Origin of the sequence: Vibrio galatheae (genome assembly GCF_000967545.1) — a bacterium.
Classification (GTDB): domain Bacteria; phylum Pseudomonadota; class Gammaproteobacteria; order Enterobacterales; family Vibrionaceae; genus Vibrio; species Vibrio galatheae.
In genome coordinates this window covers 1-15986 of record NZ_JXXV01000031.1, presented here as the reverse complement: position 1 = coordinate 15986, position 15986 = coordinate 1, and the positions used below count along the sequence as shown (strand labels likewise).

Sequence of the window (15986 nt, the reverse complement as noted above, 5' to 3'; positions counted from 1 at the left end):
GCGGTTTTATTCACGATTAACGCAAATAAATCAAAAAGCCCGCAAGATGCGAGCTTTTTGATGTTTTTAGGTTATTAGCCCTTAGTCAAAAGGGAGTTAATTGCCCCTAAGAATTGAGACGGGTCTTCCATAGAGCCACGCTCAGCGAGCATTGCCTGACCAAGTAGCACTTCGACCCAACGACCAAAGGATTCTTCATCGGCTTCATCAGCCATTTGCTTCACAAGCGCATGCTCTGGGTTAAGCTCAAAAATGTACTTCACTTCTGGTGCAGCCTGACCTGCCGCTTCTAAAAGCTTAGCCATCTGCGTACCCATTTCGAAGTCATCAGTGACAACCACCGCTGGGGTAGTCGCGAGCTTAAAGGTCGTGCGAACTTCTTTAACTCGATCGCCTAAGTACTCTTTGGTGCGCTCAACAACAGATTTGAACTCTTCTTCCGTCTCTTTCTGTTTCTCTTTTTCTGCTTCGTCTTCAAACTTACTCAGATCAAGACCCGCTTTCGTGATCGATTGGAACTGTTTTCCATCGAACTCCGTGAGGTAGTTCATCAACCACTCATCGATGCGATCGTACATCAGAATAACTTCAATACCTTTCGCCTTGAACTGCTCTAAGTGCGGGCTATTTTTAGCTGCCGCATAACTGTCTGCAGTGAGGTAATAGATCTTATCCTGCCCCTCTTTCATGCGCTCAACGTATGAAGCGAGATCCACCGTTTGCTCTGCCGAATCAACTTCAGTGGAGGCGAAGCGCAACAACGCGGCAACTTTCTCTTTGTTACTCATGTCTTCCGCAGGGCCTTCTTTCAACACTAGGCCGAACTCTTTCCAAAATGACTGATATTTCTCTTGGTCATTTTTTGCTAGACGCTCGAGCATAGTAAGAACACGCTTTGTACAAGCGTTGCGCAAAGATTGAGTCACTTTGTTATCTTGCAGGATTTCACGCGAGACGTTAAGCGGCAGATCGTTAGAGTCAATCAAGCCACGAACAAAACGTAGATACGACGGCATAAACTGCTCTGCGTCATCCATAATGAAAACGCGCTGAACGTACAGTTTAAGACCTGACTTATGATCGCGGTTCATCATATCCCAAGGCGCTTTAGAAGGGATGTAAAGCAGACTGGTGTAGTCGTTTTTACCTTCTACGCGGTTGTGACTCCAGACAAGAGGATCAGCAAAGTCGTGTGAAACATGCTTATAAAATTCTTGATACTCTTCTTCTGTGATATCTGATTTGTTGCGTGTCCAAAGTGCTTGAGCTTTGTTGATTTGCTCCCACTTCTTCTCGCCTGTCTCTTTACCTTCTTCGTCACGCTCAACGGTTTGAATCGAGACAGGAATGCCAATGTGATCAGAGTATTTACTGATCACTTCACGAAGGCGCCATTCACTTAAGAACTCTTTACCCTCATCACGCATGTGAAGAATAATATCGGTACCACGAGACTCTTTATTGATAGTCTCAATGGTGTACTCACCTTCTCCTGCTGAATGCCATTGCACAGCGTCTTGTGCAGGGAGGGCTGCAGCGCGAGTACGAACCGTCACCGCATCGGCAACAATAAATGCCGAGTAGAAGCCGACACCAAACTGACCTATCAGTTGAGAGTCTTTAGACTGGTCTTCCGATAACTTAGAGAAGAATTCAGCGGTACCTGATTTGGCAATCGTTCCGAGATGCTCAATAACATCATCACGACTCATACCGATACCGTTATCTGAAATAGTCAAGGTATTGGCTTGCTCATCGAATGAAAGTTTGACACCAAGATCAGCGTCACCTTGATACAGTTCTGGGTTTGACAGTGCTTGAAAACGCAGTTTGTCAGAAGCGTCAGACGCATTCGAAATAAGCTCGCGCAGGAAAATCTCTTTGTTGGAATAAAGAGAATGAATCATTAAGTGAAGTAATTGTTTTACTTCAGACTGAAAGCCACGAGTTTCTTTGTTTTGTGTTGCTGTTTCGCTCATGATAACTCCATAAGTTCTATACTTATCAAACCAATAGATTCATAATACTAATATGTATTTGGCTTGATTCTGCCAATTAACATGAGGGTGACAAATGTAAATTCAAGGTAAAGAATCATAAAAACAGTGTTTTTTTTGTTTTATTTTGACTATCCTTCGCCCGACAAAAAAATCAAAACATATAAACTGATTTTTCTTACATTGGATGTATTTAGCGCTTTAATAATTTAACTATTTGAAACCTATAATATAGTGGCCACAATTCATGAGTAACATAGGTACTAAGTTTAATCTCGACAACAGATTTACCTTTGACCCAAACACCAACTCTCTCATCGACAAAGAGCATGACAACGAACTCATTCGTTTAGGTAGTAACGAAAGTCGTATTCTATTGTTGTTATGTGAGCAACCAAGTGAAGTTGTTTCTCGTAACGAACTGCATGACTTTGTTTGGCGTCAACAGGGCTTTGAAGTTGATGATTCGAGCCTAACTCAAGCCATTTCAACTTTAAGAAAGCTACTCAAAGACTCGACTAAGTCGCCAATTTTTGTCAAAACCGTGCCTAAGCGAGGCTACCAACTTATCTGTTCGGTCGAGCGAGTCACACCGTTGTTGAGCGGTGAAAGCCCGAGCGAACAAAACTTAGTAGATCAAGATATCGAGTCTCAAGAACAACCAGTAGCAGAAGAATCGGTCTACAGCTTGAATACAACAGAATCATTAAACAACTCTTTTACAACAAACACTCAAGCGGCGAAAGAAAGTAAAGCCCTTCCACTACAAGCTAAGATCATGCTTGTTTTGACACTTTTACTACCTTTATGCGTGATATTATTTACCTCACCTTCTGAGTCGAAATTCAGGCAACTCGGAGTGTTCGATAACGTTATGGTAAAAACCCCGATTAATCACCCTGAACTGGGCGATTGGTACCCTTCAATTGAGCAATGCATTAAAAAATATAACTTAACGCATCAAGACGAACTCGCCCCCGTCGAAGTCATTGCCACGGGTGGACAGAACAACCAACTCGTTCTCAACTACATCCACTCATTGGATTATTCGGGTGAAAACATAACACTACGTATTCTTGCCGATCAGCAAGATCTTAGTAACACGTGCCAGTAGGAGTGACATCATGAATCAAAAAATTGCCGCCAGCCTACTTGCTCTATCTGCTCTATTTAGTGCCTGGTTATATTGGGGAAGCGATATTAAACTGGAACAGGCACTGACTGCTCAAGAGTGGCAATCTAAAATGGTCACGGTAATATCAGAGCCTATGCAGGAAGAATCTGTGGGTTCACTGCGTAAGGTTGAAGTCACCTCTAATGTAAAGTACTTGCCAAATAGCAGCTATATTAGGGTGTCAACCGTTCGTCTCTACCCAACCAATTCAAAGACAGAAAGCGTGATCAATATTTCTGAAACTGGCGAGTGGGATATTAGTGATAACTACCTGTTGGTGTCCCCTATTGAGTTTAAAGATGTCTCTGCCGCACAAAGCAAAGATTTCACTGAAGAACAGATAACTTTGATTAAACAGTTTTTTAGAATGGACGCTCAACAAAGCCGTCGTATCGATATTGTTAATGGAAAAACACTCCTACTGACAAGTCTCAGCCACGGCTCGACGGTTCTGTTTTCTAACTAATACTCACTATAAGGGGCATGATGCCCCTTTTTTCTATTATGGATTGGATAAATACATTCGGCCTCTTTCTTGGCTCACTGCTTGCGAACACACTCGCTTCTCTGTCTGGCGGTGGCGCGGGCTTATTACAGTTTCCTTTGCTGATATTCTTTGGCCTGCCATTCTCTATTGCTTTAGCAACCCATAAAATTGCCAGTGTTGCCCTTGGTCTGGGTGCTGCTTACACTCACATTAAGCATAAGAGTTTTTCTTTCAACGTAGCTTTATATCTGATTATTGTTGGTAGCTTAGGCGTCGTTATCGGCGCTAATCTTGTTCTACTCATCCCAGAACAAATTGCCCAAAAGCTGCTCGGAGTAATGATATTATGCCTTGGCGTTTATTCTCGATTAAAGAAGCAATTAGGACAGCAGGAAGAACAGCGAAATCGAGATGCTAAAGGTTGGGTCATTGTTGGCTTAGGGCTGATGTTGATTGGGATAATTAATGGGTCACTCACTGCGGGCTCAGGATTATTGGTCACGCTATTTCTGGTTCGTTGGTTTGGCTATAGTTACAAGCAAGCCGTCGCTCTAACCATGTTATGTGTGGGTTTGTTTTGGAATGGGATTGGTGGCATTGCCATTGTTCAGGCAGGTGCTCCTATCTATTGGCCATGGCTGCCCGCGTTACTATTGGGTTCCTTCATTGGTGGCAGTATCGGAGCCTACTTAACCACTCGTTACAGCAATCAGGTAATCAAAGTCTGTTTTGAAATCCTAACTTTCTTCGTTGGTATCAAACTGTTGTTTTAAAGGAACACTTATGGATAAAGCCATTATCAATATCTATTACTGCCGCCAGTGCAATTGGATGTTACGCTCAACATGGTTATCTCAAGAGCTGCTGCATACTTTTAGCGAAGAGATAGAAACCATTTCTCTTCATCCAGACACCGGGGGTCGCTTCGAAATTCTCTGCAATGGCGAGCTCATTTGGGAAAGAAAGCGCGATGGCGGCTTCCCCGAAGCCAAAGTGCTCAAACAGAAAGTGCGCGATGTTATCGATCCGGAGAGAGATTTAGGTCACTCAGACTCAAAGTAAAAACAAGGCAGCCTCGTGGGCTGCCTTATAGTATTGATTAGCTGATTGACGTTGAAGCTAATATTTCGTCTTCAAACGTGACGACTTTAAGCTCACTCTGATCGAGCACACCATAACTTGCACTGAACCCATCGCGTGGAAAAGTAATCGAGCCAGGATTAAAGATGTACTGCTGACCGTCCAGTTTGGCAACTGGGATATGAGTATGACCATGTGCAATGATGTCACCTTGCTTGAGAGCAGGACGATGGCCGGAGTGGTACAAGTGGCCATGAGTTAAAAATAGTCGCTGCCCCGATTCAAGTAAAACCCATGCGTAATCCATCATCATTGGAAACGAAAGCAGCATTTGATCGACTTCACTATCGCAGTTTCCGCGAACAGCAATTATTTTTTCACCATATTGGTTGAGCAACTCACTGACCGCTGGCGGATTGTAACCTTCAGGTACCGGGTTGCGAGGATCGTGATTGAGAATATCTCCCAGTAACACCAATGTCTGAGCACCAGACCGCTCAAACTCAGCAAGCATACGTTGAGTTGCAGGTAAACTACCGTGCAGATCAGAGGCAAAAAAGAGTTTCATGACATCATCTCCTCAAAAATATTGAGGAGATTCTACGCACGTGATCACGACTAGTCATCACGAACCATGCCGTTAATTACAATATTGTTATAACTCACCATACCTATGATCTTTCCTCCTTCAATGACGGGAGCACGACTGATACCAAATCGCTCAAATAAACGTGCGCAATATTTGACGTTCATATCAGGATCAACCGATAAGGCAGGCTTGGTCATAATTTCATAGATATTGGTTCTTTCTGGGGAACGGTTTTGTGCGAGAACCTTTTTCGCGATATCGTTCATTAGCACAACACCATACTCGTCTTCCTGATTGCGTTTATTGACCACCAGCGCTTTGACTTCATGTTTACGAGCGAGTTGAATGCCCTCTTTCACGGTTGTTAGCCCATCGACAATCACATAGTTACTCGTCATCACATCGCGTACGCGAATCTTGCTATGGGAATTCATAATTCGTCCTCCACGACCTTAGTTAACGTCTCGACTTGGTGTGCTACACCAACGGCATCTTCAATATCAATCTGAATAGCAATACCTTGTCCCGATTCCTGATCAAACTCACCCACCTCTCCTATCGTCTCAAGAATATGCCTAGATAGATGCTCTTCGACCACAAACAGTAAGACGTCTTTTTGTACATCAAGGGTTAGGCCAAAGAAGGTTTTCTTTTGATTCAGGCCTTCCCCCCTAGCGTTATTGATCACTGTGGCACCAGTTGCTCCCGCCTTACGCGCTGCATCTAACACCACATCTGTTTTGCTGTCTTCAACAAAAGCCAATAGCAATTTAAAGCGCATTTTCTTTATCCTCCCGCTCAGCATCTTTATTTAACCACTGAGTGATTTGTGCATACCCCATCACCGAAATCATGGGGAATAAACTCGCGAATGCAATCAACCCAAAACCATCTATCATTGGATTGCGTCCCGGAACCGTCGAAGCAAGCCCTAAACCCAATGCCGCAACAAGTGGTACCGTCACCGTAGAGGTAGTGACGCCTCCTGAATCATAGGCCAAGGGAATAATCAGTTTAGGTGCGTAGAAGGTTTGTATGACGACGATAACGTAACCGACGATGATGTAGTAATGAATCGGGTCACCAACCACGATGCGATAGCTTCCTAAAGAAATGCCAACCGCAACGCCAATCGCCACTGCAATACGTAAACCGTTAACACTAATACTCCCACCAGAGACCTGATTGGCTTTAATCGCCACCGCAATTAAAGATGGCTCGGCAATGGTGGTACTAAAGCCAATAAAAAAAGCAAACAGGTAGACCCAGTAGTAGTCAATCCACTCGAAATCAGCCCCTAGAGACACCTTAAATTGCTCAATAAAACTTGGGGCGGTTAATTGTGTTGCCATTGCTTCACCTAGTGGAAACAAGGCCAGATCGAGACCAATAAGAAAGAGAGAAAGACCAAGAATGACATAGAAAAAGCCAGTGATAACTTTAGGTAAGTTGGCTACTGGGCGTTTGAGTACTGCAAACTGAAAGCCAAAAATGATAGTGGCAATCGGTAACACGTCACTAATCGTGCCAATGAAGGTGTCGACGAAATGGCTCCATTCAATCATGCCACCACCATCCCAAAGATCATGACAAACATCATCGGCAGTAGAGAAGCAAACGCGATAAGTCCAAAGCCATCGATCATGGGGTTACGACCTTTTATCGCAGAAGCTAATCCAACCCCGAGTGCAGTTACGAGTGGAACCGTAATTGTCGACGTTGTTACGCCACCAGAATCATACGCCACACCGATAATACTTTGAGGAGCAAACATAGTCAGAATAACCACGCCGACATAACCGCCAATAATCATATATTGGATGGGCCAGCCTTTAAGAATTCTGAGCACCCCGAGTAAGATCGCAATACCAACAGATAACGCTACCGTATAGCGCAATCCATTGGCGTAGGATTCCATAGACTGCTCATTGTGTTGAATCATTCCACCTTCTGCGGCTACCTCAGCGGCTTCGTCCGCGACCGCTGTCAAAGCAGGCTCAGCAACTGTGGTGCCAAACCCCAGACAAAAAGCGAAGGTGAGCAACCAAAACACACTCCCTTTGCGCGCAAAAGCTTGAGCCATTGTTTCGCCGATGGGAAACAGGCCCATTTCAAGACCAAAGATAAAAAACGTCAGACCAAAAATCACTAGGACAAGGCCAAACAGTATCGACAATAAATTCGGAAGCGGTTCTTGTAATACAACCAGTTGAAAGAAAGCGATTACAATAATGATGGGCATAAGATCACGTAGGCTTCCCAATAGCGCCTTGATAAGCGCAGTCACTGCTTCCACTGAGCCTCCTTGCGACTTCAATAGGTTGTTGTCTTTGTAGAATGGCAAACATTTTGTCTTTCTGATGTGATATCAGCAACGTAGGCCATGATAAAGGTAACAAAATGTGAATTTTGTGATATTGCCACATGTGATCACATTTACTGCTAAGTAACTATAATTAGTAACAATAGTTGACTAAGGTTACTGTTGGTTTGGCAGATTTGCATCGCTTAAGAGGATTGAAATGAAGGTATTGCTCACGGGTGGAACCGGCTTTATTGGTCGAGAGCTGCTTAAACATTTAACCACGCATGAAGTCGTACTGCTGACTCGCAATCCTAGACAGGCAAAAACCACCCTTAGCCATACAGATATGGGTAACGTCAGCTATATATCCTCACTGGATGGCTTTCACCATCTCAACGATTTTGATGCGGTCATCAACCTTGCTGGCGAGCCAATTGCAGAAAGGCGTTGGACAAAGAAACAGAAAAAAATCATTTGTGACAGTCGCTGGAAATTGACCGAAACACTTGTCGAATTAATCCACGCTAGCACCACACCACCGAGCGTATTTATCAGTGGCTCGGCGGTTGGCTATTATGGCGATCAACAAAACCACCCTTTCGATGAAAGCCTGCAGGTAAATAACCAAGATTTTCCTCATTATGTCTGTAGTCAATGGGAACAAATAGCCAATCGAGCTCGGTCTGACATGACCCGAGTGTGCATTCTACGCACGGGCTTCGTTCTCGCCCCCGAAGGCGGGGCGTTAAAGAAAATGTTGCCTCCATATCGGTTCGGATTCGGTGGACCTTTAGGCAGCGGGCGGCAGTATATTCCGTGGATTCACATGCTTGATATGGTTCGTGGCATCATCTATTTAATGCAGACAACACATGCTCATGGCGAATTTAACTTCTCTGCACCGCATCCTGTTACCAATCTGTTGTTTAGCCAGACATTAGCTAAAACCTTGAAACGTCCGCATATCCTGCGTACACCTAAATGGATTATGTCGCTCGCCATGGGCGAAAGCTCAGTCTTACTGTTTGACAGTATTAGAGCTAAACCGAAAAAATTAACCGAGCTAGGATTTCATTTTAGCTATTCGCGTATCGAACCCGCCCTTAAGAACCTGTTACAACACCATGAGTAATTCGCTACTCTTGCTACAACAAAATATATGAATGATTTGAAATGAAAAAATCGATTTTAATCACCGGTTGTTCAACTGGGATAGGTTATGTCTGCGCACACGCTCTACACAAAAGAGGTTATCAAGTTATCGCCTCTTGCCGCCAATTAGCAGACGTAAAACGGCTACAAGATGAAGGTCTCACCTGCATTCAGCTCGATCTCGCAGATAGTAACAGCATCAACAATGCGGTTAGACAGACTTTAGAACTTACCAACGGCAAACTCGACGCATTATTTAACAATGGTGCGTATGGGCAACCCGGAGCATTGGAAGACCTCCCAACTGACGGCTTGAGAGAGCAGTTTGAAACAAACTTTTTTGGTTGGCATCAACTAGTGCGCGCGGTGCTGCCAATAATGCGCAAGCAAGGTTATGGGCGCATTGTACAAAATAGCTCTGTACTAGGCTTTGCCGCTATGAAATATCGCGGCGCCTATAATGCCTCTAAATTTGCTATTGAAGGTTGGAGTGATACCTTGAGGTTAGAGCTTATGGGAAGCGATATTCATATCAGCTTGATCGAACCTGGGCCAATAGAAACACAATTTCGCGCCAATGCCCTAAATGCCTTTAAACGTTGGATAACTATTGAAGGTAGCGCTCATGAACAGCAGTATCGACGCCAGATGGACAGACTTAATAGTGACACCTCAAGCAACGCATTTGTCTTACCAGCAGAGTCTTGTATCACACCTTTAATTCACGCTCTTGAGGCTAATAAACCTAAAATTCGCTATCGAATCACTACACCTACAAAAGTTTTTGCGGTGTTAAAACGAGTACTACCAGCTCGGGCATTAGATAAAATTTTGCGACGCGCTGCATGATAAATTATGTAAGCTTGTAATTATTCCGTAACACTAAGACGCTAGATTAATAGTCAGGGTATAGCCCTATCAATAAATTCAAGCGCTACATTCGGAATATAATATGACTTTAAACCAGTTAAACTGGCTGAGTGTGGGTGTTGCGCTAACCTTGTTTATGGTTTTATAGACACCTTCGCTTGCCCTTTCGGGACAACAAATACACCGCCTTTTTGGCGGTGTATTTGTTTTAGGCCGTGATATCAACACTAATTCAAACTCTTACCTTGAACTCTTGGTTATCAACCCATATCTTTGCCTTACAGACTTTGTTGCAAGGAATTCATTGATGCAGTCCCCATTTATTGTTGAGCTAAACGAACAAAACTTCCGTCAGGTGCTGGAAGGGTCAATGCAAACCCCGGTACTTATCCACTTTTGGGCACCGATGAGTGAAGAAAGTGCGCAAGTTATCCCTGAGCTACAAATGCTCGCACAACAATACAACGGCGCCTTTACCCTCGCTCTACTGAACTGTGAACAAGAACAGATGATTGCGAGCCAGTTTGGAGTTCAAGCATTACCAACTATCGCCCTGTTTATTAATGGACAAGCTGTCGATGGAATGGGTGGCCCACAATCGCTCACTGCTATTCAACAAATGCTAATCAAACACCTGCCAAGCCAAGACGAACTGAATTTGAAACAGGCTATTGAGCTTATTCAAAGTGGGCAGCACAGCCAAGCACTGCCGTTACTTGAGGGATTAACAGATGAACTGAAACAAAAGGGGGACGTAAAGCTTGCGCTCACTGATTGCTACCTTGAAACACAAAATTTTGATCAAGCGAAGAAAGTACTAGAACACATCCCGCTAGAATATCAAGATAACTATTACAAAGGTCTAGTAGCGAAATTAGAGCTCCATGCACAAGCGGCAAATAGTCCTGAAATTCAATCTCTTGAGGAAGCATTGGCGCAAGACCCAAGCGATCTAAAACTGAGCAACGAGCTCGCACTTCAATACCATCAGGTTAATCGTGATGAAGAGGCACTTGAACTATTGTGGAATATTGTGCGAGGTGATTTAAATGCCCTCGACGGAGAAATTAGGAAATCCTTTATGGATATTCTATCTGCCTTAGGCCAGGGCAACCCAGTAGCAGGAAAATACCGACGCCAACTTTATTCCATTCTCTACTAAGGCTTGCTAAATCAATGACTAAAAGCCGGTTTTTACCGGCTTTTTTACTTGTCATCTGTTTAGGCCTATCAGTTTGGGCAATAGGTTTCTTGCTCACGGTTATTCCAATGCGCTGGCAACTCTAGTAAACAACATATGCAACGTTTGTGTCGATAAGCAGTTGGTTGTGGTCGAGGAAACAGGTTTAACAGACCCCCTTAAAAAACTAGAGGGCGGCTAAATAACAAACTATCTGGTATTTTCAGCTAGCTATCAACTTGTTGACATATGTGTAGGTTCTTAATTTGTCATATGAAAAAACGCTTTAAGAAATATGTTTTGATCTTTATAACGCTGCGCACATACTAGATATATCACGGTAGTGATATCAGCTTCAAATATAGGAGATAGGTTATGAAACGCTTGTTAACAGTACTGATGGCTGGGCTATTTTCTTCCTCATTATTTGCTGGGGCTATAGGAAGTGGAGAAATGGGGCCCTTTGTAGATTGTGAGTATCCAGATGGTAAAAGGGACTATGTACCGAGAGAAGTGTGTAAAATGCAAAATGGTAAGATAATTTACTGAAACAATAACCGCACTCAACAAGTTTTGAGTGCGATTCGTTATAGATTACAAGCTAATCAAGTATGCTAGGATCTTCTTTTTTTCCTCAACACTAGCTTTGTTAAACCAATAACCTAGCATTTGCACAGGTTGAGATGCATCATTCGGAATAGTGAGAGCTGACATTTTTCTTCCTTCAAGGGCAATATCTGCAAACTGTTCAACCTCAGAATTGCTGGCTTGTTTTACCCAATATTCAAACATATTAGGCTCATTATTACCTAGCGACTGTTCTTTTTGTTTTTGTTGTACAGGTTCAGATTCACTTGCCGTTGCTATGGTCGCTGAAGCTACTGCTAATTCTGGATAATGTTTTTTATTATATTTTGCGAGCTCTTTTTCGTAGTCTCTACTGATCCCACCCAGGCTAGGTAATTCGTCCAATATAAACTTAATACTTTGGCCTTGCTTGTTTTTAATTGAGAAGCTCGGCTCAACCTCAAATGCTTCTGCCTGCTCTAACCTAGTAATCTTTACATCAGGTTCAATAAAGAGCTCCTGGTTCGTTTCATCAAACGTTACTACATATGCTTTTGAATTGAATTTCTCTTTTTCGCCAAGTTTATCTACAAGCTTGGATATTCTGAAGACGATTTGACCTTTACCATCGTCCATGGTGTAAACTGACTTATCAAAAAAGGAATACCCTACAATGTCACCTCCAACCAATAACGGTGAGATGTCGCTATGAAAATCTATATTTACTTCCGCTCTCGGAGCAAATGAAGCAACCATAGCACCAACAACAAACAACGTTTTTATCACTTTCATTTATTTTCTCCTTGAGTAAAAAGAGCATCCCCTGAAGAATGCTCTTTGACTAGTCATAATAACTTAACTTCGATTAGAAGTAGTATTCCATACCTAGTAGTACACGGTGTCCCCAATCACCACCATCGAACTCATAGTTACGTGAGTCAATGTACCAGTATGAACTTGGTAGTAGGTAACCAAATCGAGCAGTAATAGCTTGGTCGGCAGTGTTTGTAGTGCCATCAGCATCATCTGTCGCAGCATAGCCCGCTTTCAGTACATATTTGCTATTGATAACATATTGTGCTGTAGCCGAGTATGCATTTTGACCAATACTGCCAACTTCCATTGCTTTGTAAGCACCAGTTAACGTGAAGTCACCTAGATAAATAGAAGCACCCAAAATGGCATAATTGCGACTTTCAACCGTTTCTTTATCCATTGCACCCGAGTTATTCCACTCAGTCCACTCATCGCTAATAACTACGTTGCCGTTAGAGTCAAATGTATACTTTGTAGGCTCATCTACTGACTGCTCGTATGAGCCTTGGTGATAATAGCCACCGTGAATGCTGAATGTCTCTTTGGAGAAAGATGCACCTACACTTGACACCATTTGATCTGTATCTTGAGTCATACCACTTAAGGTAGCTTGGAAGTTGAAGCCGCCCCATGTTGCAGAGTCAAATCTGATAACACTGTCAGCACGATCTTGGTAACCACCACTAATATCGTTGTTCCAGTCAAATACATTACCTAGACCTGGATTTGAGTGTGGCCAGTCTACATAGTTGTATGCGGCAACTAACTGACGACCATACTTCAATTGACCTACACCTTCAAACTCTAGACCAAGATAAGTATCACGCGCACCAAGGCCGCCTGTTTTATCACCATTGTTAGCGTTACCGCCTTCCATCTGCCAAATAAAGTTCGGCGCAATGTCATCAAACTCAACAACACCGCGGAAACCAATACGAGATTCAAGATCAGCACCAACGCTCTGAGTGTTGTTAGCGTCGATTAGAGTGATGTTACCTGCAGCTTGGCCGTAAAATTGAACCGCTTTACCTGCTAGTTCAATCGCTGCGTTTGCAGAACCAGACATTGCAGCTGTTGCCACTGCCGCGCCTAAAAGTGTACGTTTAAACATTTTGTCCATGGAAAAACTCCTAAAAATGGATATAGCTGTCTTATTGTTTTTCTCACCTTAAGTTGGCCGCCGAAGGGAGAAATCATTTCCTATGTGAAAACCTTGAATTAGTCATTAACACTTAGTTTTCTATTTCCTGCATACACACCGTGTATCCATGTGGTTCAGACTAACTTCGCGACAAAAAACATCAACCAGAACTTAATTTTCATGTAAAAAAATATGACCAGCCACAAATTTTTATAATTCTAGTGATCTAGATCGCCCCACCTATCAACAAAAAACACAAAAGAAAATAAATTCATAAAAAACAATTAGATATAAAAATTCAACTCAAATTCAATTTGAAGTGCGTCGCATAGACAGACCTGAACTCATGTCGATTACATTGAACAAGATCAGCTTCACAGAAGGAAAGTAAGGATTATGAAGGGGGATAATTCAATTTTATTTTCGATATAAAAAAAGCCACCTACATTGAGGTGGCTCATTAGCAGTGAGCTTTTACATCAACGAAATCAAATCTTGCTCAGTGCGAATTTCGACGCCCAGCTCTTGTGCTTTTGCAAGCTTCGAACCTGCGTTTTCACCGGCAAAAAGGATGTCGGTTTTCTTTGAAACACTGCCTGTGACTTTAGCCCCTAAAGCTTGTAAAGCGGCTTTGGCATCTGCTCGTGTCAGCTGAGACAGCGATCCCGTTAACACCACCGTCTTACCGGCTAATGGCTGGGGTTCATCTTCAGCTATATCTTCAATATCTGGCCAAGCAACACCTTGCTCAATAAGCTCATCAATGACTTTTTGATTTCTATCTTGCGCAAAAAATGTCGTGATATGGCTGGCAACGATAGCACCAATATCCTGAACTTCGATCAACTGATCGTGACTGGCGACTTTCACCGCATCCAAAGACTTAAAATGCTGTGCTAAATTAGCCGCGGTCGCCTCACCAACTTCACGAATCCCCAATGAATATAGGAACCGAGGTAATGTTGTCTGCTTGGCTTTATTTAACGCATCAACAACGTTTTGCGCAGATTTAGGCCCCATACGATCAAGAACGGTAATGATCCCAGCAGAAAGCTTAAATAGATCGGCAGGAGTGGTAACCATTTCCCGATCAACAAGCTGTTCAATCACTTTGTCGCCTAAACCGTCGACATCCAAGGCTTTGCGCGATACAAAATGCTTTAGTGCTTCTTTACGTTGTGCCTGACACACCAAACCTCCCGTACAGCGAGCCACCGCTTCACCTTCAACACGCTCAATTTGGGAGTGACATACAGGGCAGTTTTGCGGAAAGACAATGTCTCGTGCCGATTCAGGGCGGCGGTCCTCTACCACTGAAACGATCTGCGGAATAACATCACCGGCTCTGCGGACCACGACGGTATCACCCACCTTGACACCCAGACGCTCAATTTCATCAGCATTGTGTAAAGTCGCATTGCTTACCGTCACTCCACCAACAAATACTGGCTCCAGCTTGGCGACTGGGGTGATAGCTCCTGTGCGACCAACTTGGAACTCGACATCATTGAGCGTAGTGATTTCTTCTTGCGCTGGGAACTTGTAGGCAATAGCCCAGCGAGGTGCTCTTGCAACAAAGCCAAGCTGCTCTTGAAGTGCGATGTCATCCACTTTGATCACAACACCATCGATCTCATAGGCCAAAGCGTCACGACGTTGAAGGATATCTAGATAGTACTGTTTGACTTCTTCTAAGCTGTTGACGCGTTTGGTTTCTGGACACATAGGTAGTCCCCAGCCTTTAAGCTCAAGGAAGCGCTCGTAGTGACTCGTTGATAACCTCGCGCCTTCAACTACGCCCACACTGTAAGCATAGAAACTGAGAGGTCGCTTAGCGGTGATTCTTGAATCTAGCTGACGTAGGCTACCTGCTGCTGCATTTCGTGGATTAACAAAAACCTTTTCACCTTTTTTAAGCGCTTGTTCGTTGAGTTTTTCAAACCCAGCTTTGGGCATGAAAACTTCACCACGAACTTCAATGCGTGCAGGCCAACCTTCTCCCTGCAGTTTTAAAGGTATGGCTTTAATGGTACGAACGTTTTCGGTAATGTTTTCGCCTGTCGTGCCGTCACCACGTGTCGCCGCTTGGACCAATATGCCATTTTCATACAACAGACTGACGGCAAGACCATCCAATTTTGGCTCACAGCAGAAGAGATCAAACTGGGCACCAGAAATGCGATCGCCCATTCGCTTATGAAAACTGGTTAATTCGCTATCGTCAAACGCGTTATCGAGCGACAACATTGGTATTTCGTGCTTAACCGATTCAAAGCTTCCAAGAGGTTTCCCACCAACGCGTTGACTTGGGGAATCGACACTTATTAACTCAGGATGCTGAGATTCAAGTTCGATAAGCTCCCGCATTAGTCGGTCATATTCCGCATCTGGGATTTGAGGACTGTCCTCCACGTAATACTTCACGCCGTGGTAATGAAGTGTTTGACGCAATTGATTAAGCTGTTCTTGAATCTCTTTGGACATAGCTAACTCTATTGTTATTTCTTTTTAACGGTGGAATAGACCTGTCGGCCATAACGTTTGATACGGAATTATACCCTTTCACACTGCTTGCCACTAACAAAGCAACCAAAAAAGGCTCCAAATGGAGTAATGCCAGTCAGTTAA

At 43.5% G+C, this 15986-nt stretch carries 17 protein-coding genes; 8 read left to right on the top strand and 9 right to left on the bottom strand.

Annotated elements, in window-relative coordinates:
* Positions 1-74: 74 nt before the first annotated feature.
* Complete coding sequence (gene htpG / locus TW81_RS16860; protein WP_045956912.1) at positions 75-1979, bottom strand: molecular chaperone HtpG; 1905 nt, start codon at positions 1977-1979, stop codon at positions 75-77.
* Positions 1980-2244: 265 nt separating this feature from the next.
* Here htpG and TW81_RS16855 point away from each other — a divergent pair, with 265 nt between their 5' ends.
* Genes TW81_RS16855 through TW81_RS16840 form a run of 4 tightly spaced genes read left to right on the top strand, consistent with a single transcriptional unit; the run spans position 2245 to position 4720 of the window.
* Positions 2245-3111 (top strand): winged helix-turn-helix domain-containing protein, encoded by an 867-nt coding sequence (locus tag TW81_RS16855; protein ID WP_045956911.1) that lies wholly within the window; start codon positions 2245-2247, stop codon positions 3109-3111.
* A gap of 10 nt (positions 3112-3121) precedes the next feature.
* Complete coding sequence (locus TW81_RS16850; RefSeq protein WP_045956910.1) at positions 3122-3637, top strand: regulatory protein ToxS; 516 nt, start codon at positions 3122-3124, stop codon at positions 3635-3637.
* A 38-nt stretch (positions 3638-3675) separates the two neighbouring features.
* On the top strand, positions 3676-4431 hold the full coding sequence (locus TW81_RS16845) for a sulfite exporter TauE/SafE family protein (protein ID WP_045956909.1): 756 nt from the start codon (positions 3676-3678) through the stop codon (positions 4429-4431).
* 10 nt (positions 4432-4441) lie between these two features.
* Entirely contained in the window at positions 4442-4720 is a 279-nt protein-coding gene (locus TW81_RS16840; RefSeq protein WP_045956908.1) for an Rdx family protein, read from the top strand.
* A gap of 37 nt (positions 4721-4757) precedes the next feature.
* On the opposite strand, the gene yfcE is transcribed toward TW81_RS16840, so the two are convergent.
* Genes yfcE through TW81_RS16815 form a run of 5 tightly spaced genes read right to left on the bottom strand, consistent with a single transcriptional unit; the run spans position 4758 to position 7623 of the window.
* Entirely contained in the window at positions 4758-5306 is a 549-nt protein-coding gene (yfcE, locus tag TW81_RS16835) for a phosphodiesterase (RefSeq protein ID WP_045956907.1), read from the bottom strand.
* A gap of 50 nt (positions 5307-5356) precedes the next feature.
* Entirely contained in the window at positions 5357-5761 is a 405-nt protein-coding gene (locus TW81_RS16830) for a CBS domain-containing protein (RefSeq protein WP_045956906.1), read from the bottom strand.
* The gene (locus TW81_RS16825) at positions 5758-6108 is read right to left on the bottom strand and encodes a P-II family nitrogen regulator (RefSeq protein ID WP_045956905.1); all 351 of its coding nucleotides are present in this window, start codon (positions 6106-6108) and stop codon (positions 5758-5760) included. The genes TW81_RS16830 and TW81_RS16825 overlap by 4 nt, the downstream gene beginning before the upstream one ends.
* Positions 6098-6892 carry a DUF1538 domain-containing protein gene (locus TW81_RS16820; RefSeq protein WP_045956904.1) on the bottom strand — a complete coding sequence of 265 codons (795 nt, stop codon included), beginning with the start codon at positions 6890-6892 and terminating at the stop codon, positions 6098-6100. Before TW81_RS16820 ends, TW81_RS16825 begins: the two co-directional genes overlap by 11 nt.
* Entirely contained in the window at positions 6889-7623 is a 735-nt protein-coding gene (locus TW81_RS16815) for a DUF1538 domain-containing protein (protein WP_045956903.1), read from the bottom strand. The genes TW81_RS16820 and TW81_RS16815 overlap by 4 nt, the downstream gene beginning before the upstream one ends.
* A gap of 226 nt (positions 7624-7849) precedes the next feature.
* Between TW81_RS16815 and TW81_RS16810 the strand changes: the two genes are divergently transcribed.
* The 4 genes from TW81_RS16810 (at position 7850) to TW81_RS19465 (ending at position 11383) form a co-directional block, all read left to right on the top strand.
* Entirely contained in the window at positions 7850-8764 is a 915-nt protein-coding gene (locus TW81_RS16810) for a TIGR01777 family oxidoreductase (RefSeq protein ID WP_045956902.1), read from the top strand.
* 41 nt (positions 8765-8805) lie between these two features.
* Positions 8806-9633, top strand: a complete 828-nt coding sequence (locus TW81_RS16805) for an SDR family oxidoreductase (protein WP_045956901.1) — start codon at positions 8806-8808, stop codon at positions 9631-9633.
* A 280-nt stretch (positions 9634-9913) separates the two neighbouring features.
* On the top strand, positions 9914-10816 hold the full coding sequence (locus TW81_RS16800; RefSeq protein ID WP_275041442.1) for a co-chaperone YbbN: 903 nt from the start codon (positions 9914-9916) through the stop codon (positions 10814-10816).
* 393 nt (positions 10817-11209) lie between these two features.
* The gene (locus TW81_RS19465; RefSeq protein WP_204244011.1) at positions 11210-11383 is read left to right on the top strand and encodes a hypothetical protein; all 174 of its coding nucleotides are present in this window, start codon (positions 11210-11212) and stop codon (positions 11381-11383) included.
* 45 nt (positions 11384-11428) lie between these two features.
* On the opposite strand, the gene TW81_RS16795 is transcribed toward TW81_RS19465, so the two are convergent.
* The 3 genes from TW81_RS16795 to ligA form a co-directional block, all read right to left on the bottom strand.
* The gene (locus TW81_RS16795) at positions 11429-12193 is read right to left on the bottom strand and encodes a YccT family protein (RefSeq protein WP_045956899.1); all 765 of its coding nucleotides are present in this window, start codon (positions 12191-12193) and stop codon (positions 11429-11431) included.
* Between the two features lie 73 nt (positions 12194-12266).
* Complete coding sequence (locus tag TW81_RS16790; RefSeq protein ID WP_045956898.1) at positions 12267-13337, bottom strand: porin; 1071 nt, start codon at positions 13335-13337, stop codon at positions 12267-12269.
* A 495-nt stretch (positions 13338-13832) separates the two neighbouring features.
* Entirely contained in the window at positions 13833-15842 is a 2010-nt protein-coding gene (gene ligA, locus TW81_RS16785; RefSeq protein WP_045956897.1) for an NAD-dependent DNA ligase LigA, read from the bottom strand.
* Positions 15843-15986 lie beyond the last annotated feature (144 nt).